Here is a 24,714-nt window from a genome sequence, read left to right on the forward strand (position 1 = left end):
GTCGCCGTGTCCGTCTGGCGGCGTCGCCCGTGGAGAGCTTGAAACATGGGCACGCATCACCGTTTGTCGGGCTCTGAAAGCGGCGCAGTTCGCCTACATTGTCGGTTTGTTCCCATGAAGCTCTGAGCTGCAATGCGCACGGCTTGAAGTCCCTGATTGTGCCAAGGGGGGGTGGCCCGGCCTTGTCATCCGGTGCCTCAACACCTTTGAGGGGAAATATTCAGTTGATTTCCCCGCAGGGTTGCCAAGACGGTGCCGCGTCTTCGAAAATGTCGCATCCGGGATTGCGGCAAGCCACCATTGACCGCCAAGATCATAAGAATAAGCCACGGGGACACACCATGACGGTTGCATCCGGATCATTGAACACGCCGGCGCAATCGGGTTGGGTTGCGCGGGCTCAGGCCGGGTTGCTGGCCGGGCTTATGGCCACAGTTTTCTCAATCACTCACGCCACACTGGTCACGGCGGCGGTGACCCCGGAGGCGACCTCCGTGGTGATCGGCATGGCCCTCATGGGGACCACGGTCCTTTGCGTCATCCTGGGTCTGTTCTCAGGCTTTCCGGGGTTGGTCCCGATGGTGCAGGATGTGCCGAGCGCGGCCATAGGGGCCATACTCGTTGCCGTGGTGGCAGATCGCGCTGCCGGGGCCGGTGTGGTGAGCGTTCCGGAAATTGTCATCCTGTGTTCGATATCCGGGCTGGCCTTTTCGATATCGCTCTACGTGTTTGGCACGCTGCGTCTGGCGGCGGTCATGCGCTTTGCCCCAAGGCCCGTTCTCGCAGGGTTTCTTGCCGGAACGGGGTATTTTGTGGTGATCGGTGCGATTGGCATCTGTCTCGGCGGTGTCGTCACGCTGGACCGCTTGCCCGAGTTGCTCGAGTCTCCGGTGCTGGCCAAGGCAGGCGTGGCGCTTTCAGTGGGTGCCGCGTTGTTTCTTGGCACGCGGGTCATGCCGCTCAATCTCGTTGTCGGCGGAGTCATCTGCGGCTCTCTCGCGCTGTTTCACGCGGTGAGAGCCTATCTTGGCGTCGATCTTGCAACCTTGGCGGAGACCGGTTGGACGGCAACCCTGCCGGAGGGCGGATTGTTCTGGCCACCGGTCCAGCTTGAGGAGCTGAGAAATACCGATCTTGGCTACATCACGGCCCAGATCTTTCCGATCTGCACCATGATTGTGCTGGCCACTGCGGCCTTCCTGATGAGCAGTTCGGCGCTTGAGGCAAAGGCGCGTCGAGACCTGCGTCTCGATCAGGAACTCAAGGTTCTGGGCCTGTCCAACCTCGTTGCCACCGCGCTGGGCGGTTTGCCGGGCTATCACGGGGTGGCCTCGACCCTTGCGGGCTTCAGCATTGCCAAACCGCATCGCGCCATTTCGCTGGTGGCCGGGGCGTTTGTGCTTCTGGTCTTCATGTTCGGCGCCAGCATCCTGTCCGTCCTGCCGCTGCCGATCTTTGCCGGCTGCATGCTTTGGGTTGGTTTCGGGCTTTTGCACGAATGGTTGCTGCGCGAGATGCGCGTGACCCCGATCAGCGAGGCCTGTCTGACGCTGGCGATATTTCTCGTCATCGCGATGTTCGGGCTATTTGAGGGCACCGTCTTCGGCCTCGTTGCGGGGGCCGCTCTTTTCGTGGTCGATTACAGCCGCATGGATCCGGTGCGCAACGCGCTGTCGGGCGACGTGTTCCACGGCTCGACGGAGCGCAGCCCGGAAGAGCTGCGGGTGCTCAAGGAGTATGGGGCGTCCGTCGTCATCATGCGCCTGCAGGGCTATATCTTCTTTGGCACGGCGCACCGCCTTCGCGAGCGGATCAAGACCGCCGTGTTGCGGCATGAAGTGACGTATCTGGTGATCGATTTCGAAGCCGTGAGCGGCATCGACGCCACGGCCGTTGTGACCTTTGAACGGATTGCCGACGAGTTGGAGGCGGCGCAGGTGCGCGCCGCCATGACCGGCATGAACACGACCGTCGCGGGCGTGTTCCGACGCTCGGGCCTTGCGTTCGATACCCGTCGCGGCTTTTCGCACAGCACTGACATGAACACGGCCCTTTCGGAGTTCGAGGACGATGTCATTGCGACGCATATGTCCGACGGGGTCACCACTCCGTCGGGGATCGAGAATGTGCTCGTCCAGATCGTCGGGAACGCGGCAGATGCGGCCCGTCTGCTGGAGTATCTGGAGCGGGTCGACGTGCCGCAAGGGCGGATCATCGTGGCCGAGGGCGAGCAGGCGGCGGAGGTGTATTTCCTCGAAACCGGGGAGGCCAACGTTTACGTCGAAGGACAAGGGGGACCACGCAAGCTGCGCAGGCTGCGGGCCGGCACGATCATCGGCGAGATTGCCTATTTCACGAGCGGCGTGCGCAGCACGACCGTCAGCGCGGGCACGGATTGTGTGCTGTGGTGCTTCTCGCCGGATCAGGCGAAGCGGTTGCTCGAAGAGGCGCCGTATCTGTCGAGCAAGCTGCATGCGGGCTTTGCCCAGGTGCTTGCCGAACGGGTGGCGGCCAATACCCGTCTTATCCGGATGTTGCAGGCCTGAACGCCGGACCAAGGCCGAACACCCCACGGCTGGAGCGATAACGCGCTGTTCCGCCTGAAACCGTTTCGGCCGGGAGGAGAAGGCGCAGCGAGCGCAGGAACACAACGCACAAAGAGCAAAGAGGCGCGTCTTGCGCGATTGACCCCGCTTTGCAGGACCCTTTGACACTGTTCCTCGCCCCGAGGTGCGGCACCCCGGCCGCGCGGGACCGGACAAGGGGGACGAAGAGCGCCTCGCCCACGCTCTTCGCGTGTCAGATCGGGGTCTTAGCCGAGCTTGCCGCCGCGATGGGCCATCTGCATATGGGCGGCATATGAATTCACGGCACGGTTGCCGGGCTGGTTGGCTTCGAGCACAAGCTTTTCCAGATCGCCGCTTTCGACTTCGATCGAGATCGTTTGTTCATGCTTTGACAGCCGCCACATGTAGAGCTGGCCAGTCAGTGAATCCGAAACAGCCTTGTCGCGCGTCGCCTCGTAGGGTTCGCCATGACCCTTGACGATCATGATGCGCGGTTTGGCGAGACGGTAGCTGTGGCCTTCGTAGCCGTAGGCATAGATCAGCGCCATGGTCGGCACCGGCGCCTTTTCACCCTCGGCCACGTCGATCGGCACGGCCTTGAGTTCGAGGCGGTTGGCGAAATCCGACCGGACACTCATGTAGCCCTTGGCCAGATCCCCCTGGTTCTCATCCGTCAGCAATATGGATGCCTTGCCATCGGATGTGACCGTGGTGGTGACGTTTGGCGACGGGTGCATGTGCGAGCCGATCAGCACCACCTCGGACGGATCGTAATACGTCTCCGGGATCAGCGAGAGAATATCTTCCATGACGGTTTCCTTTTTTGACTAAAACCATTGAGCGGACCGGGATTGCGTCCGGCCCAAAGAGAACGTGTCGTAAGGGGTGATGATCTCGCGCCAGGCAAGACATTCTGCTGCGGTCTCGGCGGCCTCGCCCTGGCCTTGTTCCTGAAGCGCGTCACACACCGCAAAAGCCGCATCGGCGTAGGTCAGCGTCTCGCTGTCAAGCTTGTGCCAGGATGCCGCCAAACCCATCGCCACGATATCGCGCGCGTCGGCCAGCGCGGATTTGAGATGGAAATGCTTCAGGTCGTAATCGGCCCGGAAGGCCGAGGCAAAAGTGTGCGACAGGTCGCTGTCGATATCGCGCGCGTCCGGGATGGAGCCTCGCGGAAGATCCACAAGCCCGCGCTGAACGCAAAGATCGTGATAGGTCTCGACCAGCGTATCGAAAATTCCGCCAGTGAAAGGCCGGGACCTGTCATGCACCTCGTTGCCGACCTCGGTAAGCTTGCGGGCATTGCCGGCGATGCGGATTTGCCGCTCGTCGGCGAGCTCGGCCACGCGGTTCAATTCGTTGAGCGCCATCAGGTTTCCCGACCCACGCCGCAGCAGGCGGTCCATCGCGGTGTCGAAATGCAACATGGCGATCAGCGAGCAAAGGTCGGACACGCCTTCGTGGTAGGCAAAAAGATCCGGTCCAGGTGGCAATCCGGGCCTCGGCAGTCCGATCTCGGAAAACAGGATGGAATGCCCGATCTCATGCGCAATGACGTCAAAATTGAGCGCATAGAGGTCACGGCGGCCATCCGGAGTAGGCTTGTAGCCGAATTCCAGCATGCCGTAGCCCGATTGCGCATTGTCCCACTCTATCAGGGGAATGATCTCGAGCCGGTCGTAGGTGCTCGCGAAATGCCAATTGATCCGGTTGCCCAGATATCCTTCCCAGACATCCAAGACCCGCGCGACGCAGCCGAACACATGCACCCCGAGGAACGCGGGGCTATCGGGAGGAATATGATCCCAGTGCCCATCGGGCGAGGGTTCGGCCGGAGGGTAACGCCCACCGTTGTAAGGCGGCAGGTAAGGATAGTTATAGGGGGCCTTGTCCGTATTGGGACGCACGACATACATGCGGTCATTTGCGGGACCCGCAAGAATGGAGCCCTGGGGGTCCGAAACCCAGACAAGCTCGGGCTTGTCATAGCCAGGTGTGCTTGGTGATTGGGGATACAAGAGAAACCGAGTGCCCAAGCTCTGTTCAGAGGCCACCAACGCGCGATACTCCACAAATCAATACAACGAATCTGTATTATCTTTTGTTAACCATACAACCAGATTGCGATCTGTGAAGTTATTCACAGACAGGAGGTTCCGGCGTTGCGTGGGCCCGACCCGGAAGGGGTGGCATGTCACAGGACAATTGGACCCGCGCCCTTCAAGCCTGAGACGGGCACGGCAACGCTGTATGATGCCGCGCCGAAGCTTCCGGAGCAACACAGGGCAAGGAGCTTGATTTGGATTGGCGGGGGGCGTTTGCGGCTCAGGGCGCGCCGCGCTGGGGGAGGGGCAGCCCGCTGTCATGCAGGTCGTCGAGCCATGCATGCACAAGCGGTGGCTCCGGACAGTCGGGGCGTGGCCATGTATCGGCTTCTGCCAGCGCGGCCAACCGTGTCAAAAGCGCTCGGGCATCCGCCGCCTTTTGCGGCACGCGGAAGGGAGCAGCCTCCGCCGGCAGGCGCCTCTCGGGAAAGGGCAGATTGGCACAGGCGCGCAGCATGGCCGCGGCTGCGCGATTGTCGAGCGCTCCGGATCGCCGCGCCCGCGACAGGCTGCGCTGAATGTCAACGAGTGCGTCTGATAGCGGCTGGGCTCCGAGTTCCGCAGGCATATGCGTCACCGCGACGGCGTCATCGGGCAGAAGCGCAAAGCGGCGATACCAACGAAAGATCACCCCAATCCCGATCATGCCGTGAGCATCGAGTTCGGCGGCACGCAACGCGCCCATGCTCGCCGCGCCGAAAACCGGAATGCCAGCGCCCAGCGCCCAGAGGATTTCCCGATGGCGCACCGTGGGCGCATCCTTGAAAATCCCGTCGATCAACGCGAGGGCAGGCGGCCGATCAAGGCTCGCGCGATAGAGGTCGCCTTGCCCGGCTGGAGGACGATACTCCGCATCGAGGATCTTTCGGGCTTCCGCAACAGGCAGGCTCGGCCCGAGAAAGACCACGGGTTTGCGTGTTCTGCGACCTGCGCCCGCCGGTGTGGTCATGCCGCATGCTCCAGTCGCAAGGGGTCGAGGATCAGCGATGGCGCAAAGACTCGTGCAATCGTGAGCGGAAGGTCCGGGTCATGGTGCAAGACGACGGCAAAGACCGGCGCGATGTCTTCCACCAGCATCGCCAGCGTCGTCGGTGCGGCGCTTGCTTCGTCTGCACCGCTCCGGTCGCGCAGCACCGGGCTGGAGGTCATCGCATGGCGCGCCCATTCCGCCCTCAGCACGTCAGGCGGGTAGCCATGGGTATAGAAGCGGGTCGTGATGTCTTCGCGCGCGCCGGAGATGACGGCGAGGCGGGCCTGAACGGCCTCCGCCAGCGCGGCGGCAATCGCGGCGCCTGCATCCGGACGAGCGGCAAAGCCCGAAGCGGGCAGGGGCAGGGCGGCGCTCCCGGGTTCTTCCATGACCTGCACCCGGACGACCGTGATCCCCGCAAGGGCGGCCGGTGCCTGCCAGAGCGCGGCCCGCAGTCCGGCTTTGTCCAGAGTGTCGAGAAGCGGGGCGCTGCGCGGGTCACCGGCGGGAAAGGCGCGCCGTTGCCAGTTGTCTTGCGCGTCGGCGCGGATGCGTGCATCCGCCTCGATGCTTTCGAGAAGACCATGCATCAGCGCTGTTGCAAGCGTTGTGCCGGCGCCAAGCCCGACGGATTGGCGCAGGATCGGCGCGACCTCCGCTTCGGCTCCAAGGGTAAAATCGGTGTTCAGCAGATCCCGCGGAACCGCAGCGCGGCGCATGGTGCTCAGCTCCCAGGCGGCAACGAAGGGCGTGTCGGCGGTCGGCCAGTCTGCGCCCGGCGCAAGCGCGCGCCAGAGCGCCGGATCGTGCGGCGGCGCGGATGGTAGTCGGGAGGGCCGTTCCCCCGCCGCCATTTCGAGGCATTCCAGTGCCGCGCCAACCGCGGCGCCAGCCCGTGTGTCGGCCTTGCCTTGCGTGACAGCGTTGGAGTGGGCCAGCGGTCGGACCGCCTGCACCACCGGGAAGCCGAGCCTGTCCAGACCGGTGATATCGGCCATCCGGGTGATCCCGAACGCGGGCAATCGCGGGCGCAATCGCGCCCAGAACGCATCTGTGGCCAGTGCTTGCACGGGGCGCGCATGAAGTGCGCGGGTGAGGGTGGCCGCATCGGGCTGCTCAGAGGTCCAGCGCATGCAGGACCTGTGTGCGCAGGGGGCAATCCGAGATACCGGGAACACGCTGTTTCGCGGCATGCCGCACCGCGTCGGGCACGCTTATGGAGAGCGCGTGCCAGGTTGCGACGTTGCGTGCCAGAAGCATGTGGGCGCCCTGTTCGAGGGCGACTGTCGCGCCCTCTTCGAGCGCGGCGCCTGCAACCGCCCCGCCGCCGCTCAGAACGGCCTTGCGCCGCAGCAGCTCGGGCAACCAATAGGTCAGCCCGGTCTCCCGCGCCTGTGCGATCTCGTCTTCGAGCATGCCGAGCGCCTGATCGCGCTGGCCGTCACGCGCGGCGATGTCTGCGGCAATATCGGCATAGAACGGCGTGTCTTCGAGCACGCCGAAGCTGCGCAGTGCCCGTAACCCTTCGCGCACTGCGTCGATCTGGCCGCCATTCCCGGCCCGCGCCGCACGCCAACCGCGGAAGATCTGCCGCTTGGCCGCGATCGCAGGCGCGGCGTCCGCTCCGGCAAGGGACTCGATTCGCGAAAGAATCCGGTCAATCTCCTCCAGGTCGTGTCGGAACACCGCAACTTGCATGGCGATGTCGAGCCCGTGAAGACGGCTGCCGAGATGGTCGGTCTTATCGCTCCAGATTTCGCACGCTGCGATGGCCTTTGCGCTGTCCTCCAGAGACCCTGTCAACCATGCGCACAACGCCCGCTCGCCCAGACCGCAGACCCGGGCGTCATGCCCGTAGAGGTGCCGCGCGCGCGCGCCCTCTTGCGGATCATAGAGCGCCAGGCCTTCGGAAATGGCAGCAAGGCAGCGATCATGCGCCCCGCCGTCAAACAAGGTGGCCCATCCGCAATGCAAGGCCTGTAGACGCGATTCCCGATCCGCATCCGGCGGCACGTAACGGATCAGGATCTCCGAACGGCGGGTTTGTTCGAGAAGGTCGCTGGCGGTGAACCACCACCCCCAGAGAACCGGGAAGAAGCGTTGGCGGGCGTCCACAGGGCGCTCGAAATAAAGCGCCTGTCCCTCGTCATAGAGAGACGCGGCGGCGCGATGCCCATCCAGCAACGTCACAAGTGGCCCCAGCAAGGCGATGGCGCGCAGGCGCAGCCCATCGCGCTCGTCCGATGCGTCCAGCCCGGCGGCCAGCGTCAACGCGCGTTCCAGAAGCGCGCGCGGGGCATGCAGCGCGGAGCGGCGAATCGCGTCATCGGCCACGTCAATCAGCAGACCAATCCCGCGCAGAACCCGGTCTGCCGCAAGGCAGTGTTCGGCCAGAAGGATCGCGGGGACGTCATCGGTCAGGCTCGGGTCCGCGTCCACCAGATCGACGATCTGGCCATGCAGTCGCCTGCGCACGGCGCGCAGCTGGCTATCATAGGCGACATCGCGGATCAGAGCGTGACGGAACTGGTAGACCTCGCCATTGTTGATGGCTTCCTTGAGCCCGTGGTCGTTGAGCCGTTGCAGGTCCGCATCAAGCTCGAATGGCGGGTAATCCCGTGTCAGACGCACCAGCAGGTGGAGCGGGTAATCCCGTCCGAGAACCGAAGCGATCTGCGCCGTGCGTTTTGCGCGCCCCGCGCTCTCAAGCCGTGCCGCGAGCAGGTCCCGCAAGCTGCCAAGCTGTGCGCCACTATGCGCGTCAAGCGCGCCACCGGCGGCGGCGACGTCGCATGCATGCGCCGTCAGCTCGATCAGGAACAGCGGATTGCCGTCGCCTTTCTCGATGATCCAGTCGCGGGTCTGGTCCGTCAGTGTTGTCCAGGCGACCGAGGCGATCAGCGCGCGTGCCGATTGGGCGTCGATCGGCCCAAGGTCGAGCACCCGCATGTATTCGCGCAGGTCGACCAGCCGATCGCTGGGGCGGCTCGTCGCCACCAGCAGCAACCGCTCTCCCGACAGCGTACAGGCCAGCCGTTCCAGTGCGGCGAGCGTCACCTCGTCGGCCCAATGCAGGTCTTCGGCCAAAAGCAGCAGCGGTTTCTGACGTGCGAGCGCGATGAAGCCTTCGCTCACGGCTCCGATGATCGCGTTGCGTCGTGCCTCTGGGCTGAGGGTTTCTCTCTCTTCCAGCGCACCAAGCGCGTCGGCACAGTGCACGGCCGCCTTGGCAAGCGCGTCGTCCGCACCGTCTTCGTATGCCTGGTCATACATGCGGATCACCGAGAACAGCGCGTCGGCCTCTGTCCGGGGCTGACATTGCAGGATGACGACCCGGGCCGCCTTGGCCAGCGCGATGAGTTCGGCGGCCATGCGCGACTTGCCGATCCCCGGTTCGCCCTCGATGAGGATTGCGGTGCCCGCCCCGGTTTCGGCGTCGGACCAGAGCTTGGCCAGCATGTCGATATCGGAAGCGCGGCCCGAAAGCGTCGCGGATGCGTCCCGATCGCGCGCAAACCGCGTGCGCGCATCGATCCGCCCGGTTGCGCGCCACGCACGGGTTTCATCGGGAAAGCCCCGCAGCGCGAGACCTTCGCGGGCGGTGTATCGGATCGCCCGATGGGTCAGCGCGTGGGTCGCTGCGCTGACCAGCACCTCATTGATTCCACAAACAGATTCGAGCCGTGAGGCAAGGTTGGGCGCAACGCCGACCGCCCCGAGCTGCCCGGCGCTGGCAGAAGCGCCATCCGTCGACATGACAACCACGCTTGTGGCGATCCCGATGCGGATATCGGGAGCGAGCGGAATTTCCGCTCGGGCGTCGAGCAAGGCGAGCGCGGCTTCGACCGATTGCAAGGCCGCGTCTTCGCTGATGTCCGGCCAGCCAAAATAGACCATGCCGCCGTCGCCGAGGACCTGTTCGAGCGATCCGCCATGTTCGGCGAAAATGTTGCGCGCGGCAATGTGAATGCGGTTGAGCGCGGCGCGCAGGTCTTCGGGATCATGGTCGGTCACGAGCGACGTCGAGCCGACGATGTCATAAAAGAGCACTGTCAGCTGGCGCCGTTCGCCATCCTCGTCCGGTTTGCTCTGCGTCTTGTCAGCGCGTTTCTTGAACAGCGACACGGTGTGCACATCCTCATGGCCAATTCGGCTTTCATGGCATGGTTGCAAATCGCCGTATGTGAAACAATTCACTTCCGCACGGTCAATTCAGTCGCTAACTGTGACCACATGACCGCGCAGCCCCAGCAAGAACAGAGCTTTTCCTTCCTGTTCGACCCATCCGATGAGGGCGGGCGCCTCGCTGCAAACAGCATCCGCCGTATGCGGTTGCACAGTGGAGAGGCGCTTTTCGACCAGGGCGATTTCGACGACCGTCTTTACATCGTCGATTCCGGGCTTCTCGAAGTGAGCGTTTTGTCGTCTTCGGGGCGCAAGCTTGCGTTGAACCGGCTCAAGCCCGGACATGTCTTTGGCGAGATTGCCCTGCTGGACCCGGGCCCGCGCACCGCGCGCGTGGAGGCGGTGAAACCGTCTGAGCTGCGTGCGATCAAGCAATCGGCCCTCCTCACAGCGATCGCGCATGACCCGGCACTGGCCAAGGAACTTCTCGGTCTGGCGGGCCAGCGGTTGCGCTGGATGAGCCAACAGGTCGAGGATCAAGTTTTCCTCGCCCCCGCAGCCCGGCTGGCATCCAAGCTGGTGTTCCTCATGGGGGATGGGCGGGACGTGAGTATGTCGCAGGCTCAACTGGCCGATTTTGTTGGCGTCACGCGCGAGGTCGTTTCAAAAACCCTGTCGGAATGGCGTCGCGAGGGGATTGTAGAACTGGCAAGGGGCCGGATCACGGTGCGCGACCTTGAAGCGTTGCTCGAGATCAAGGACGCGGATTTCGTCTGACACCAGTCTTGCGCGCAGGCGACACGCTTTGCCGCGCCTCTGCCCTGTCCAGACAGGAAAAACCGTTCGGGAGTTTCTCGCGCCGATGTTAGGCTTGCGATCATAGCCTCGATTGGCCGGGCCGCTCGGGACAAGGCATATGCGAGAAGGCCTTGCCGGTATCTCGCCCCAAGACGAGGAGAGCGCCATGCTGTGCGACCGATATGACAATGCCCTTTTGACCACATCGCAGAAGGCGCGTGATCATTATGATGCAGGGCTGGATTCGCTACTTTCCGGGATGCCGGACATGACCGAGCGATTTGCCCGGGCGGTTGAGGCGGATCCTGGCTTTGCACTGGGCCACGTCGGTCTGGCACGGGCTCGGATGATCGGCGCTGACATGGTCGGTGCTAGGGAGGCGATGCGCGATGCGCGCAAGCTTGCCGAGGGCCTGCCCGCGAAGCAGGCGGCACATCTGCACACCATGGGGCTGCTGATCGACGGGAACGCGGCCGGCGCGCGAGAAGCGGTGCGCGAGCATGTGCGCAGCCATCCGCGCGACGTGCTGATTGCGCAGCTTTGCACAAGCGTCTTTGGCCTGATCGGGTTTTCCGGCATGCCCGGGCGCGAGGCCGATCAACTGGCCTATACTGCCGCGCTGCTGCCGCATTACGGCGACGAGGATTGGTGGATTCTGAGCCAGCACGCGTTTTCGCTCTGCGAAGTCGGGCGGCTCGATGAGGCCTCCGACATGATCGACCGGTCGCTTGCTCTCCGTCCGCAAAACGCGCATGCCGCCCATGTCCGGTCGCACACCTATTACGAAGCGGGCGAAACCGAGACCGGTCGGGCCTATCTCGACGCGTGGCTTCCCGGATACAGCCCGAAGGGATTGCTGCATGCGCATCTGGCCTGGCATTCTGCGCTTTGGGCCATGGAGCAGGACGACATGGACAGGCTCTGGCAGGCGGTCGATGCGCATATCCGCCCGAGCGCATCGCAGGCCGCGCCGATCATCAAGCTGACGGACGCTGCGGCAATTCTCTACCGGGCAGAGCTGGCCGGTCAAACCGTGGCTCCGGAGCGGTGGCAAGAAGTGAGCCGCTATGCGCTTGATGCCTTTCCCAATGGCGGGCTCGCCTTTGTCGAATTCCATGCGGCGCTCGCGCACGCCATGGCGGGCAATCCCGAGGCGCTACACGCGGTTCTTGAAAACGCGAAAGGGCCATTGGCAGAGATTGTGCAGGCTTGTGGCGAGGCCTTCGCCGCGATCACCCGATCTGCGTGGTCAGAGGCCGTCGCCCATCTCACCGTGGCATTGGCGGATCATGCGCGGCTCGGCGGAAGCCGCGCGCAACGCGATCTGTTGGAACTGAGCATGCTCCACGCCTTGCTCAAGATGGGACGCGGAGAAGAAGCGCGGCGTCTGCTTGCGCTGCGCCGTCCGGTGTTCGGCGATCACGTGCCGCTGGCCGCGTGGCAGAGGACGGTGCTGCATTAGACGAAAAGGTCCAGCTGCGGCGTCTGAAAAGGGGCTCACGTCAATTCTCGACACGATCCGCGTGCCCGTAGACGCCGCGCGGCCGGAAAACCGGGGCGCGCGCTCGCCGTATCCGAAAACGGCCCGTTCCGGGACCCGTCAGTCCGACTGTTCTGTCACAAACACGCGTGCGGGATGCAGGCTCCCCGCGCGGAACGTGCCAACCGCAACCGCAGCACCGTCATAGGACGCCCAGGCCTCGTCGCCATATTCTACGTCCCCGCCCAGCACCATGCCCGGGTTCCCGTGGCGCAAACGCGCCGCACCTTCGGCGGTTGCCCTCAGTTCCGGCAGATCCGCGAGCCCGGCTTCAAGCGGCTTGAGATACGCATCCAAGGCCGGGTCATGCGCCAGCTCTTCGATCTTCTCGAGGCTGATGCCGTCCTCTTCGGCGTCAAACGGGCCCGACCACGTCCGCCGCAGACGCTCCACATGCGCATAGCACCCGAGCGCCTCTCCGAGATCGCGGGCAATGGACCGCACATAGCCCCCCTTGCCACAGACCATTTCGAGCTCGGCGGTGTCCCTGTCCGGGCGGTCGATCAGAACCAGCTCCTCGACCCAGAGCGGGCGGGCGTCCAGTTGCACGGTTTCGCCATCGCGCGCCCGCTTGTAGGCGCGCTCACCGTCAATCTTGACTGCAGAAAAGGCGGGTGGCACTTGCTGGATTTCGCCGACGAAGCGGTTGAGCGCGTCCTTGATCTGGTCATCCTCGGGGCGTGCATCGCTGGTGGCGATCACTTCTCCCTCGGCGTCGTCGGTGTTGGTCGCGGCACCAAAGCGTATCGTGAACCGATACGCCTTCAGGGCGTCCGTGATATAGGGCACCGTCTTTGTCGCCTCGCCAAGCGCGACCGCCAGAACACCGGTGGCCTCGGGGTCGAGTGTGCCGGCGTGGCCCGCTTTCCTTGCCTGAAATGCCCACCGCACCTTGTTGACCACGGCGGTCGACGTCAGCCCGGCAGGTTTGTCCACCACCAGCCAGCCCGAAATATCCCGCCCCTTGCGCTTGCGACCCATGGCCTGCTCCCTGTTGGTGAGGCGCGCGGGGTAACAAGGGGCAGGGAGGGTGTCAATCAGCCTGCGGGGTGGCCTTGGCGATCCGGTCCAGGGGTCGGGCGCCTGTCGACCCGAGCAATCCGACGGAGCGGCAAAGCACCAAGGCGCCCAGTGCGGCAAGCCAATTCGCCAACACAGCCGCTCCGAGGATGCCCGCATAGCCGAAAAGCAACGCCCCGGCCCATGCCAGTGGCACATAGACCAGCGCGATCCGCGCCGCTGAAAGCCCCATCGAATGAAGGGCCTTGTCACGTGCATTCATCGCGGCATTTGCTGTCACCAACACGCCGTAGCCAAAGAAGGCAAAAGACACCCAGCGGAGGTATTGTTCGGCATATCCGGCCGGCCCCTCAGCGGCGGTCATCCATTGCGCGATGGTGGGCGCAAAGATCCACAGCGCGCCACAAAGCAGCCCCCCATAGCCGAGACAGATCTTGAAAGTCAGCGCCACGGCCTCTTGCGCCCGGTCTTTCAATTCCGCGCCCCAGGCTTGTCCCACCACGGGGCCAATCCCGGCGGACAGCGCCAGCATCGGCACGAACAGAAGCGACTGGACACGCGTTGCAGCACCAAAACCGGCCACCGCCGCATCGCCCAGCGTCGCCACGGCAGCGGTCACGAAGGACAGCCCGAGCGGATTGATTGCGTTCGACAGCGCGGCGGGCGCGCCGATCCGCGCCACGCGGCTCAGTGTTTCGCCCAGACCGGTGAGACAGGACCGGCTGAGAGACAGCCGACCCGTCTTGATCGCAAAGATCAGCAAACCGATGAAACCCAGAACGCGGGCAAGACAGGTAGCGACGCCCGCCCCCTCGATCCCCATGGCGGGCACGGGGCCAAACCCGAAGATGAACAGCGGATCGAGCGCGATATTGAGCACGGACTGCGTGACCATGACGCTGGCTGCAATTTGGCTTTCACCACCGGCGCGGAACACCGCATTGAGCCCCATGCCCGCCACCATCGGCGCAAAGCTCAGACACCACCAAGGTGTGTAGCTCAAAGCGGCGTCGAGCACCGCGTCGCGTGCACCCATCAAGCCGAAAACCGTTGGAGCGGCGATGTAGAAACCGACGGCGACACAGGTGCCAAGCACGGCTGCAAAGATCAGCGCGTGCAGCGCAAGGCGGGCGCTCTCCGAATCGGAGCCGCCGGATTTGCCAAGCCTTTGGCTGACCACCGCGGATGTTCCGGCACCAAGACCGATGCCGAGAGATGTGAGCGCCACGATCGCCGGATAGACGAAGCCGATGGCCGCCAATTCGGTTTCGCCGGCGCGTGCAAGAAAGGCCGCATCGGCCAGCCCGACAGACAAGACGCCGAGGATGCCGATGCTCATCGGCGCGGAGACGCGCATCAGGGCCCGGCCCACCGGGCCTTGGGTCAGATCGCGCTTGTTCGGTTGGGAAGTATCATCGCTCATAGACCGCTCAACGCGCGCCGAGCAGGTTGGTTCCCGCAGGGTGCGGCTCGGGGCCCTGCGTCGGCGAACCGGTCAGTGCCGCAACGACGGCTTCGATGGCCGCGCGCACCGGGGGGTCATGCCGCGCGTCATGGTGGCTGGCGAGCCATTCCTCATGCGTCAACGCGTCGATCGGTTGCGTTACGCGCACCAGACCCGGTTCCGTGTCACCGGCAAAACAAGGCAACACGATGCGCCCGAAGCCGTTCAGCGCAAGGTCAAAGCATAGCCGGATATCGGTTGCGGTGGCCGTGATGGACCGGCCATGGGTGTCATGCACCCACCGTTGGGAGCGGGGCAGGGCGACGGACCCGTCCAGTGCCACGTAGCCCGTGACCTGTGCGTCCCGGGCATAGACGGCATGATGGATGGTGCGAAGCCGTTGTCGCGCCATCCAGGGGTGATCGGGGGGCGCATTGCGAATCCCGATATCCACTTCGCGCCGCGCGATGTCCAGCGTCGCGTTGGACGGCAGGAAACGCGGGGCCCAGATGCCATCGGGACAGGGGCGCAGCTGTCTCGCGAGATGGCGCGAGGTCCAGAAACCGGCGGTGATCCGCACGGGAACCGGACCCTGCGCATCGGTCTGCCAGCGTGCAACGCGGTGCCGAAGGTCATGCAACCCGGAGATCGCTTCGGCCAGTGCGCGCCCTTGACTTGTCAGGGAGTAGCCTGCCTGCCCCCGCAGGAACAGCGCCTGCCCGGTGTCGCGTTCCAGCCGCGCCATCCGTCGCGACAGGGTCGGCAACGGGACAGCGGCCTGGCGTGCCGCCATGCTCAGGGACCGGCTCTCGGCCACCACGAGGAAGAGCGCCAAGTCGTCAAGCGCGGGAGGGGTTTCATTCATGAAAGCAGGTTTGCGCGCATCGCGGCTGCACGCAAGGTTTTCCAGCGGTCAAGCTGTCAAAGTGAACAACAGCTTTCCAAAGGTGAAACCATGTCCAGCCCTTTTCCGGTCCTGCGCCTGCTCACGCAAGACCACGCAAGCACCGCCTTCCGAGTGGAGCGCACCCATGCGCAAATGCGCCTCGCCAGTCAGCGGCGCTGGCGTCGTCGCAGGCTTGTGCTGCGCATCCGCGCGGGGCTGTTCGGACAGCGCGGGACCCGAGCCGCCGTGCTGAGAGCATTCAGGACCGCAATCGGCCCGATCAGGTCCGCACGCCGGCAAAACGCTCTTGCCATTCCTCGCGCTCCGCATCGGTGAACTTGCGGAACGTCACATCCGGGACGTCAAAGGCGTGGCCTTCGGACAGCGCCGTGACGGCAGCCTCGACGCTTTCCGGCCATTGCGCGTCCTCGGCTTTCATCGCACGCAGAAGATCGGCGCAGGCATCGGGGATAAACGGTGCGGAAATCACGGCGTAAAGCCGGATCAGGTTGAGCGCGAGCCGGATCTGCATGGCCGCCTGTGCGGGGTCTTCCTTGAATGTCGACCAAGGCGCGACATCCTGAAGGTATTCGTTGCCAAGAACCCATGCGGCGCGCAGGCTCGCCGCCGCCTTGCGGATTTCGATGGCCTCCATATGGGCCTCGTATTCCGCAAGCCGGGCGGTGAGATCTGCCACGAGCTGTGCCTCGCGCGGGCCGGGTGTGCCGCCCTCCGGCACCGCTTCGGAGAATTTCGAGCGGCAGAACTTGGTCACGCGGCTGGCGAAATTGCCCAGAACGTCTGCGAGATCCTTGTTCACCGAGGATTGGAAATTTTCCCAGGTGAACTCGCTGTCGGAGCTTTCCGGCGCATGGCTCAGGAGCCACCAACGCCAATAATCGGCGGGGAGGATCTCAAGCGCCTGATCCATGAAAACGCCGCGGCCTCGCGATGTGCTGAACTGGCCTCCATCATAGTTGAGGTAGTTGAAGCTCTTGATGTAGTCGACCAGCTTCCAGGGCTCTCGTGAGCCGAGGATCGTCACCGGAAAGCTCAGCGTATGGAACGGCACGTTGTCCTTGCCCATGAACTGGGTATAGCGGACGCCGTCCGCGCCCTTGTCGGTGCGCCACCAGCGTTCCCAGTCGTCTCCCTTGCCGGCATCGACCCATTCCTGTGCACAGGCAATGTATTCGATCGGCGCATCGAACCAGACATAAAAGACCTTGCCTTCCATGCCGGGCCACCACGCGCCATCCTTCATCACCGGCACGCCCCAATCAAGGTCCCGCGTGATGCCGCGATCCTGAAGCCCGTCACCGTCATTGAGCCATTTCTTGGCAATGGAGGTGGTGAGAACCGGCCAGCCAACCCGTGTGTCGATCCATTGCTCGATCTCGTCTTTCATCTTGGATTGCGCGAGATAGAGATGCTTGGTTTCACGCATCTCGAGATCGGTCGAGCCCGAAATCGTCGAATGCGGTTCGATCAGGTCAACGGGGTCAAGCTGCTTTGTGCAGTTGTCGCATTGATCGCCGCGCGCACTGTCGAAACCGCAATTGGGACAGGTGCCCTCGATATAGCGGTCCGGCAAAAAACGCCCGTCGGTATGCGAATACATCTGGGTCTCGGAGACTTCGCGGATCAGTCCTTCCGCGTCGAGCTGTGCTGCAAAGTGCTGCGTCAGCGCCTTGTTCTGCTCCGAAGAAGAGCGCCCGAAATGATCGAAGGAAAGGCGAAACCCGTCGGCCAGATCCGCCTGCACCTGCCACATCTCGGCGCAGTATTCCGCCACCGGCTTTCCCGCCTTGGCTGCTGCGAGCTCGGCCGGCGTGCCGTGCTCGTCCGTCGCACAGAGGAACAGAACCTCATGGCCGCGCGCGCGCATGTAGCGGGCAAAGAGGTCAGCCGGAAGCTGGCTGCCCACGAGATTGCCCAGATGCTTGACCCCGTTGATGTAGGGGATCGCCGAAGTGATGAGATGGCGCGCCATGGTGTATCCTTTGTCGGGTGCGGGTCTGCCAATACCGCAAGGGTCGTGCGAGGAAAAGCCGGGTTTTTCGACGGTTGCAAGGCTCTGGGTTAGGAGCCTGTGCCGGAGCGCGAACGGCGTCAAGCCGCCCGACGCCAGGCCGTCGGGCCACATGCGCCGCGCGGGCGATGAGGGGGATCGCATCTCCGCGAGGCCAGCGGTGCACCAGCGCGATCCGGCCAGTGGATCCCGGTCCGGAAGCCGGTGCGCCCGGCCGCCGACGGGAGCGCCGGCGCTCAGGCTACGGCCAATGCCCTGGCAAAGACGGACGGGTCCACATTGCCACCCGAAATCGTGCAGACCACCGCATCGCCAGACAGCGCGTCGCCGTGGAACAGAGCGGCCGCCAGAGCCACGGCACCGCCCGGTTCGGCGACGACCTTCAGATGCTCGAAGGCCAGCGCCATGGCGCGCAGGGCGTCTTCGTCGGTGACGACAAGCCCCGGTCCCGCCAGCCTTTGCAGGATTGGCCATGTAAGATCTCCGGGCCGAGGTGTGAGGATGGCATCGCAAAGACCGCCCGTCTGCCGCGTATTGGTCTGTATCGCGCCGGTTTGGAGCGAGCGTGCAACGTCGTCGAAACCTTCAGGCTCTACCGGACGCACGCGCATGCCCGGCGCGCGGGCTTCCAGCGCAAGCGCGATCCCGGAGGCAAATCCGCCGCCCCCGCAACACACCAGAACGTCGCCCTCCGACACCCCCAAAGCCGCGGCCTGTTCCGCGATCTCAAGACCTGCGGTGCCCTGACCGGCGATCACATGGGGATCGTCGAAAGGCTTGATGAGATGCAACCCGCGCTCTGCGGCCAGTTTTGCCCCGATGGCATCGCGGTCCTCCAAGCCCCGGTCATAAAGCACCACCTCCGCGCCGAGCGCGCGCGTGCCGGCGATCTTGGCCGCCGGCGCGTCGGACGGCATGATGATGACCGCGGGTGCCCCCATTTTGGCCGCGGCCCGTGCCACGCCTTGCGCATGGTTGCCGGAGGAATAGGCAATGACCCCGCGCGCCCGTGTCTCTTCCGAAAGGGCGGAAATCGCGGACCAACCGCCGCGCGCCTTGAAGCTGCCGGTTTCCTGGAGGCATTCGGCCTTGACCAGAACCCGTCGCCCCGCAATCGCGTCGAGCGCATCCGCATGCAACAATGGCGTGCGGCGAATGTGACCTTCAAGCCGGGCTGCTGCGGCGTCTATGGCGGCAATGTCCATGGCGGATCCCTTGTTCGGCGGCTCTTGGCAGTGTCAGGGCAGAACGCGCGCTGAACGCCCTTTTGTCAATCACTTTGCCAGTCTGGATCCCGTCGCGACCATCGCTGACCGCCGCGCGCGCCGGGGGGAGTGCATTTGGCACACCGGAACGCTAGACAGGCCCCATGATCGAACGCCGCGCCTTGCAGGACGGGCAGGAAAGCCGTGCCTGGTATTCCGCCTGTGAGACCTACCGCTACGGCTTGACCCGCCGGTGGCAGGCCGATGCGCCCGCGCTGCTTTATATCATGCTGAACCCCTCGACGGCGACCGAGCAGCGCAACGACCCGACCATCGAGCGGTGCCAAAGGCGCGCGCAGGCGCTGGGCTTTGGTGAGTTGCGGATTGCCAATCTCTTTGCGTTCCGCGCGACCCGTCCTGAAGACCTGCGCCGCGCACCCGATCCGGTCGGCCCGGATAATGCCGAGATGATCGCACGGCTTTCAAAGGGGGCAGGGATGACGCTCGCGGCTTGGGGGGTGCATGGGGCGTTGCTCGATGCCGGGCCCAAGCTGGCCGCGGCGCTGCAAGGAGAGGTGCACCATCTTGGCCTGACAAAGAACGGACACCCAAGACACCCGCTTTATGTGTCGTACAAAGTGCAGCCCACACCGTGGCCGGCAGACGACCGGCTTCGCCCAATTCGGACGTGAGGGAACCGGGCGCAGGCCAAGCGCGTTGCAGGGTTGAATGCGTGGCACGTTCTGTGAAATGCAGCACAAAGCCAGATTATTTGCCCGGCCAGCCTTGCACAGGGCCACCCTTCATGGAGCACCACCCATGTCTGATCATGCGGAAATGAGATCCAGAGCGCAGTCGAGCGCGTCCTTGAACGCCACGGATGCCGATTTGAAAGCGCTGACTGCCGAATTGCACAAACTGAATTCGCACCGCTTCATTCGGATTCACAACTCGACCCGTCGATTGGTGTTTTTCCAGTTTCTTCGCGGCTTGGCCTTCGGGCTTGGGTCCGTGGTTGGTGCGACCGCGCTGGTGTCGGTTCTGGTGCTTGTGCTCAGCCAGATCGAATTCATCCCGATCCTCGGGGATCTTGCGACGGAAATCATCGAAGAAATCCAGGTCGACCAAAACCAATAGGGGCGATACTCGCGACTGGGCGCTTGTGTCTCCGGGGCCGCATGGCCTGCGCGAAGCTCTTGGCGCACGACCGCAGGCTGATGGGGTCGGTCTGCGTGACGGCTTGAAGCGCGAACGCGAGGGCGGCGACCAGATCTCTTCCCTGTCTCTGCGCTTCTGAAGGATTGTCCGGACCCGGTCTGTGCACGATACTTCCGCGGGCACTTCAGGAGGGCGCGCGTGGCACTTGCCGCAACATTCGGACTGTTGCTGTTCTGCACGCCTGGCCCGCCCGAAAACGTTCTGAAGATCGTCAAAATGGGCTGTCGCCTGTCGGCGCAAGGCTTACTGGGCCGCTCGGCGGAGCGCATTTCTACGCGGGAGGTTTTTGGGGATCTGGGGTTTTTGGCATCGAGGCGGGCCAGTTTCACGGTTTTTCCACCCCATCGCAGATCAGGGGTTTCCAAAGGCAGGCAGATGTTCTAAGGCCCCGCATCTGCCTCGCCCAAGCGGCGCGGTGGACCCGCTCCACGGGCCCTGCTGGACGACATCCCGGCTTGCGCCATGACACAACCCATTCAAAGGAGACCCCGATGTCGATTACTGCTGAAGAAAAAGCACGGCTGATGAAAGAATACGCGACCAAAGAGGGTGACACCGGTTCCCCCGAGGTTCAGGTCGCCATTCTGACATCGCGCATCACCACCCTGACCGAGCATTTCAAGACGCACAAGAAAGACAACCACTCGCGTCGTGGTCTGCTCAAGCTGGTGGCTCAGCGCCGGAAGCTTCTGGACTATCTCAAGGATCGCGAAGAGCCCCGGTATCAGGCGCTCATCAAGAGCCTCGGTATCCGTCGCTGATCCAGTCAGCCCAGGACCAAATGCCGGCGCCTGCCCTCAAAGGGGCGGGCGTTTTGCGTTTTGGGCCATCGTGTCTTGCGCGATGTGCCTGTAGCCAGCACGTCACGCCTTGCTCCTGCGGGGGCGCGCGTGGTTGAACGGGGCATGGCGGTTGCTATGCCCGATGGCCATGCGCGTTCTCCGACCCACAATGCGGCAAGGACCATTGCGGCCACCAAGAGGCCCGCAAACCGTGCTATGGCCACCCGTTTTGCCGCGCTATCCGACAAGGGTCGCGAGGCTTTCCGCCGTCAGGTCGTGGTCCTCGCAAAAGGCCACAAGCCGCGTGAGATCTGCCTCTCTGTAGGCGCGTTTCGAGGCGGAGTCGTTGTCCAGCAGCGTGGTCGCGACGACGGTGACGAACAGCTTGCTCAGGGCGCATTGCCTATAATCGAAGCGGCAGTCCTCGATTGCGTAGTTGCGCACACCGCCGCGTATCAGCGCATCATGGTAACGCCGCAGCAAGGACGCCTCCTCCTTGCGACGCAGCGCGACAGGCAACGAACTGATCAGGAAATTGCTCAGGTCGCAGGTGCCCCGCGCCGGGCCCGCCAATTGCCAGTCGATCAGCTTGGCCTTGCCTTCAGCGGCATCGAACAGGACGTTGTCCACGTGCAGGTCGCGATGGGTCAACGTCAGTGGGCCGCGTTTCAGGAACCCGCCGAACAGGGCCTCAACATTGCCTGCCACACACGCGCAGAGATCAAGGAAGGGCTGCGGAATGACCATCTGGGGAAGCAGCGCGGCCACCTTATCGGGATAAAGCGCCCATGCGTGGGGCAAATCGAATTCGCGGATTAATTCGGTCCCGTCGCGTCCGCGCATCTCGGGCGCGTCCCAGAATTGGGCATGGACCTGTGCCATCGCATCGACGACCTGCTCTGCTTCGGCCTTTGTGCATCCCACGACGTAAGGAACCGCGCGCAGCGCGCGCAGATCGTCAATCAGCAGTAGGCTCGCACCGGTTGCCGCATCGAACGACGCATGAAAACAGTGCGGCACGGGCAAGGCACCACTCCCGGCGGCCGTCTGATAGAAAGATACTTCACGCGCGTTCGACGCGGCAAACATGGCGCGCAATCCGGGGTCTTCGGGCGACAGCTTGGCAACCAGCGTGGCAGGACGGGTGTCACACGCGCCGCGACCGGGGACCGCGCCGCCGTAACGCAGGGAAACCCGGTAAAGCCCGCCGCCTGTGAAGCCTTCTTCCTCACCGATGCGCTCGAAATCACAAGCTAGCACCTTTTCGCCAAGGGCTTCGGACAGAAAAGCCGGAGTGATGGCTGCCGTGTCATGCGGTGTTGCGGTGTCAGATGGCAAGACTGGATCCTCGGTCGCCGAGTTGGGTTTCCGGACGTCGCCGGAGCGATGTTTCAACGCGGCAAACAGACAATGGTTTTCTGTGCCTGCGCAACCCTTTGGGTGCGGCGCCGCGGCCTGTGTTGCATGCCCGAAGGCCGCAGTTTCCGGGGCGGGCCGCCCTTTCGGCCGCACCGTGCATGCCAATCCGCAAAGTCAGTCCGCACCGGGTGCTCGATCCGCGCTGGCATCGGTCGGGGGCAATCACCCGGCAAGACGACGCGTTACGTAAGCAGTGATGCCGCACAGACGCGACAGATGCTTCCCATCGCCTTTATATTGCTGTAGACCGCCCCCACATCTGAGACGTGACGCTTTGGACCCCGGCGCATGGCATGATGAAGGGGTCGGCGGCAATGGGGCCGCCATTGACATGAGGGGACCCGGGATACGCCCGGGAGTGCCCCAAACAGGATGAATTGATGTTCACAGAAACCAAGAAGTCGATGCAGTGGGGCGAGGAGACGCTCACACTGGAAACGGGCAAGGTTGCCCGTCAGGCCGACGGATCCGTTATCGCCACGCTGGGCGAGACCTCCGTGATGGCCAATGTCACTTTTGCACGCAAGCAAAAGGAAGGTCAGGATTTCTTCCCCCTGACAGTGCATTATCAGGAAAAATACTACGCCGCGGGCAAGGTTCCGGGCGGCTTTTTCAAGCGCGAAGCGCGTCCCTCCGAAAAAGAAACGCTGACCGCGCGTCTGATCGACCGTCCGATCCGTCCGCTGTTTGTGCCGGGTTTCAAGAACGAAGTGCTCGTCATGTGCACGGTTCTGAGCCATGACCTCGTCAACGACCCCGATGTTGTCGCGATGATCGCGGCCTCCGCGGCGCTGACCATTTCCGGCGCGCCGTTCATGGGGCCGATTGCCTGTGCGCGCGTCGGTTTCGAGGATGGCGAATACGTCCTGAACCCAACCGTCGACGACATGCACATGCTGCGCGACAATCCCGAGCAGCGCCTCGACCTCGTGGTCGCGGGCACCAAAGACGCCGTGATGATGGTCGAGTCGGAAGCCTATGAGCTGACCGAAGACGAAATGCTCGGCGCGGTGATGTTTGCCCATGAGAGCATGCAGCCGGTGATCGACCTGATCATCGATCTGGCCGAAGAGGCCGCCAAGGAGCCCTTTGATTTCCAGCCGCCGGATTATTCCGAGCTGTTCGAAGCGGTCAAGGCCGCCGGCGAAGCGCAGATGCGCGAGGCTTATGCGATCCTCGACAAACAGGAGCGCACCGCTGCGGTTGCCGCAGCCAAGGACGCGATCAAGGCAAGCCTGACCGAAGAGCAGCTTGAGGATGCCAACCTTGGCTCCGCACTCAAGAAACTCGAAAGCCAGGTCCTGCGCGGAACGGTCGTGAAGGAAGGCAAGCGTATCGACGGACGCGCGCTCGACGAGGTGCGTCCAATCGTGTGCGAAACCGGCCTGTTGCCGCGGACCCACGGCTCGGCGCTGTTCACCCGTGGCGAGACACAGGGCCTTGTCGTGACAACCCTCGGCACCGGCGATGATGAGCAGATCATCGACGCCCTGCACGGGAACTCGCGGTCCAACTTCCTGCTGCACTACAACTTCCCGCCCTATTCGGTCGGTGAAGTGGGGCGCGTCGGTCCTCCGGGACGCCGCGAAGTGGGTCACGGCAAGCTGGCATGGCGCGCGCTTCAGGCGGTGCTGCCTGCGGCCACCGACTTCCCCTACACCGTGCGCGTGGTTTCCGAGATTACCGAGTCCAACGGCTCCTCCTCCATGGCGTCTGTCTGTGGTGGCTCGCTGTCCATGATGGATGCCGGTGTGCCGCTCAAGGCGCCGGTTGCCGGTGTCGCGATGGGTCTGATCCTCGAAGAGGATGGCGACTATGCGGTTCTGACCGATATTCTCGGCGACGAGGATCATCTTGGCGATATGGACTTCAAAGTTGCCGGAACCGAGAACGGGATCACCTCGCTCCAGATGGACATCAAGGTTGCGGGCATCACGCCCGAGATCATGAAAACCGCGCTGGCTCAGGCCAAGGCGGGCCGTCTGCATATTCTTGGCGAGATGGCCAAGGCGATGACCGAGGCGGGCAGCTTCTCCGTTCACGCGCCGCGCATCGAAACCATGCAGATCCCGACCGACAAGATTCGGGAAGTCATTGGCTCGGGTGGCAAGGTGATCCGCGAAATCGTCGAAGTGTCCGGCGCCAAGGTCGACATCAACGACGACGGCATCATCAAGATCGCCTCGCCAAACGGCGATGCCATCGCGAAGGCCTACGAGATGATCCACTCGATCGTCGCGGAGCCGGAAGAAGGCAAGATCTACAAGGGCAAGGTCGTCAAGATCGTCGATTTCGGTGCGTTTGTGAACTTCTTCGGCAAGCGCGACGGCCTTGTGCATGTCAGCCAGATCGAGAACCGTCGATTGAACCATCCGTCGGATGTGCTCAAGGAAGGTCAGGAAGTCTGGGTCAAGCTGCTGGGCTTCGACGACCGTGGCAAGGTGCGCCTTGCAATGAAGATGGTCGATCAGGAAACTGGCGAAGAGCTGTCGAAAGAGAAAAAGGACGAACCGGCCGAGTGATCGGCTGACCGTCGCGACGAATTGGAAGGGCGCCCCTCGGGGAGCCCTTTTTTTGTGCGGTGACAGGGGCAAGCAACGGAG

Annotated in this window: 19 protein-coding genes; 8 read left to right on the forward strand and 11 right to left on the reverse strand. The window is 63.7% G+C overall.

All coding sequences use genetic code 11. The features are described from left to right. Positions 1 to 341 precede the first annotated feature (341 nt). Positions 342 to 2,546, forward strand: a complete 2,205-nt coding sequence (locus tag J1C49_RS04775; RefSeq protein WP_227444667.1) for a cyclic nucleotide-binding domain-containing protein — start codon at positions 342 to 344, stop codon at positions 2,544 to 2,546. Positions 2,547 to 2,812: 266 nt separating this feature from the next. Here the strand turns inward: J1C49_RS04775 and J1C49_RS04780 are convergent, their stop codons facing one another. The 5 genes from J1C49_RS04780 to J1C49_RS04800 form a co-directional block, all read right to left on the reverse strand. Further along, a complete protein-coding gene (locus J1C49_RS04780; protein ID WP_227444668.1) occupies positions 2,813 to 3,376 on the reverse strand; it encodes a hypothetical protein in 564 nt (187 codons plus the stop codon). Positions 3,377 to 3,394: 18 nt separating this feature from the next. Next, positions 3,395 to 4,483 carry a hypothetical protein gene (locus J1C49_RS04785; protein ID WP_227444669.1) on the reverse strand — a complete coding sequence of 363 codons (1,089 nt, stop codon included), beginning with the start codon at positions 4,481 to 4,483 and terminating at the stop codon, positions 3,395 to 3,397. Between the two features lie 409 nt (positions 4,484 to 4,892). Further along, the gene (locus J1C49_RS04790) at positions 4,893 to 5,621 is read right to left on the reverse strand and encodes a TfuA-like protein (protein ID WP_227444670.1); all 729 of its coding nucleotides are present in this window, start codon (positions 5,619 to 5,621) and stop codon (positions 4,893 to 4,895) included. After that, positions 5,618 to 6,775, reverse strand: a complete 1,158-nt coding sequence (locus J1C49_RS04795; RefSeq protein WP_227444671.1) for a YcaO-like family protein — start codon at positions 6,773 to 6,775, stop codon at positions 5,618 to 5,620. Before J1C49_RS04795 ends, J1C49_RS04790 begins: the two co-directional genes overlap by 4 nt. Continuing rightward, a complete protein-coding gene (locus J1C49_RS04800) occupies positions 6,759 to 9,767 on the reverse strand; it encodes an adenylate/guanylate cyclase domain-containing protein (protein WP_227444672.1) in 3,009 nt (1,002 codons plus the stop codon). The genes J1C49_RS04795 and J1C49_RS04800 overlap by 17 nt, the downstream gene beginning before the upstream one ends. Positions 9,768 to 9,875: 108 nt before the next feature. Here J1C49_RS04800 and J1C49_RS04805 point away from each other — a divergent pair, with 108 nt between their 5' ends. Both J1C49_RS04805 and J1C49_RS04810 read left to right on the forward strand, forming a co-directional pair. Next, a complete protein-coding gene (locus tag J1C49_RS04805) occupies positions 9,876 to 10,544 on the forward strand; it encodes a Crp/Fnr family transcriptional regulator (RefSeq protein WP_227444673.1) in 669 nt (222 codons plus the stop codon). A gap of 289 nt (positions 10,545 to 10,833) precedes the next feature. Beyond that, positions 10,834 to 12,027 (forward strand): tetratricopeptide repeat protein, encoded by a 1,194-nt coding sequence (locus J1C49_RS04810; protein ID WP_227444674.1) that lies wholly within the window; start codon positions 10,834 to 10,836, stop codon positions 12,025 to 12,027. A 138-nt stretch (positions 12,028 to 12,165) separates the two neighbouring features. On the opposite strand, the gene truB is transcribed toward J1C49_RS04810, so the two are convergent. The 5 genes from truB to J1C49_RS04835 all read right to left on the reverse strand — a co-directional run bounded on the left by truB (position 12,166) and on the right by J1C49_RS04835 (position 18,692). Then, positions 12,166 to 13,086 carry a tRNA pseudouridine(55) synthase TruB gene (gene truB, locus J1C49_RS04815; protein ID WP_227444675.1) on the reverse strand — a complete coding sequence of 307 codons (921 nt, stop codon included), beginning with the start codon at positions 13,084 to 13,086 and terminating at the stop codon, positions 12,166 to 12,168. 52 nt (positions 13,087 to 13,138) lie between these two features. Beyond that, positions 13,139 to 14,548, reverse strand: coding sequence for an MATE family efflux transporter (locus J1C49_RS04820; protein WP_227444676.1), 1,410 nt, complete (start codon positions 14,546 to 14,548; stop codon positions 13,139 to 13,141). A 7-nt stretch (positions 14,549 to 14,555) separates the two neighbouring features. Next, positions 14,556 to 15,434, reverse strand: a complete 879-nt coding sequence (locus J1C49_RS04825) for a LysR family transcriptional regulator (protein ID WP_227444677.1) — start codon at positions 15,432 to 15,434, stop codon at positions 14,556 to 14,558. Positions 15,435 to 15,735: 301 nt separating this feature from the next. Further along, positions 15,736 to 17,448: a methionine--tRNA ligase gene (gene metG, locus J1C49_RS04830; RefSeq protein ID WP_227444678.1), complete on the reverse strand. Its 1,713-nt coding sequence runs from the start codon at positions 17,446 to 17,448 to the stop codon at positions 15,736 to 15,738. A 275-nt stretch (positions 17,449 to 17,723) separates the two neighbouring features. After that, positions 17,724 to 18,692, reverse strand: coding sequence for a threonine/serine dehydratase (locus J1C49_RS04835; RefSeq protein WP_227444679.1), 969 nt, complete (start codon positions 18,690 to 18,692; stop codon positions 17,724 to 17,726). A gap of 164 nt (positions 18,693 to 18,856) precedes the next feature. On the opposite strand from J1C49_RS04835, the gene J1C49_RS04840 reads away from it, so the two are divergent. The 4 genes from J1C49_RS04840 (at position 18,857) to rpsO (ending at position 20,671) form a co-directional block, all read left to right on the forward strand. Further along, positions 18,857 to 19,384 carry a DUF1643 domain-containing protein gene (locus J1C49_RS04840; RefSeq protein ID WP_227444680.1) on the forward strand — a complete coding sequence of 176 codons (528 nt, stop codon included), beginning with the start codon at positions 18,857 to 18,859 and terminating at the stop codon, positions 19,382 to 19,384. 127 nt (positions 19,385 to 19,511) lie between these two features. Further along, positions 19,512 to 19,829, forward strand: a complete 318-nt coding sequence (locus J1C49_RS04845) for a DUF5665 domain-containing protein (RefSeq protein WP_227444681.1) — start codon at positions 19,512 to 19,514, stop codon at positions 19,827 to 19,829. A gap of 219 nt (positions 19,830 to 20,048) precedes the next feature. Next, positions 20,049 to 20,294, forward strand: coding sequence for a hypothetical protein (locus J1C49_RS04850; protein WP_227444682.1), 246 nt, complete (start codon positions 20,049 to 20,051; stop codon positions 20,292 to 20,294). Between the two features lie 107 nt (positions 20,295 to 20,401). Continuing rightward, positions 20,402 to 20,671, forward strand: a complete 270-nt coding sequence (gene rpsO / locus J1C49_RS04855) for a 30S ribosomal protein S15 (protein WP_227444683.1) — start codon at positions 20,402 to 20,404, stop codon at positions 20,669 to 20,671. 258 nt (positions 20,672 to 20,929) lie between these two features. Here rpsO and J1C49_RS04860 read toward each other — a convergent pair whose 3' ends face one another. Then, on the reverse strand, positions 20,930 to 22,030 hold the full coding sequence (locus J1C49_RS04860; RefSeq protein ID WP_227444684.1) for an ecdysteroid 22-kinase family protein: 1,101 nt from the start codon (positions 22,028 to 22,030) through the stop codon (positions 20,930 to 20,932). 461 nt (positions 22,031 to 22,491) lie between these two features. On the opposite strand from J1C49_RS04860, the gene pnp reads away from it, so the two are divergent. Further along, positions 22,492 to 24,633: a polyribonucleotide nucleotidyltransferase gene (gene pnp / locus J1C49_RS04865; protein ID WP_227444685.1), complete on the forward strand. Its 2,142-nt coding sequence runs from the start codon at positions 22,492 to 22,494 to the stop codon at positions 24,631 to 24,633. Positions 24,634 to 24,714: the final 81 nt, after the last annotated feature.

Source organism: Cognatishimia sp. F0-27 (genome assembly GCF_020667845.1).
Lineage (GTDB): Bacteria > Pseudomonadota > Alphaproteobacteria > Rhodobacterales > Rhodobacteraceae > JAFMPQ01.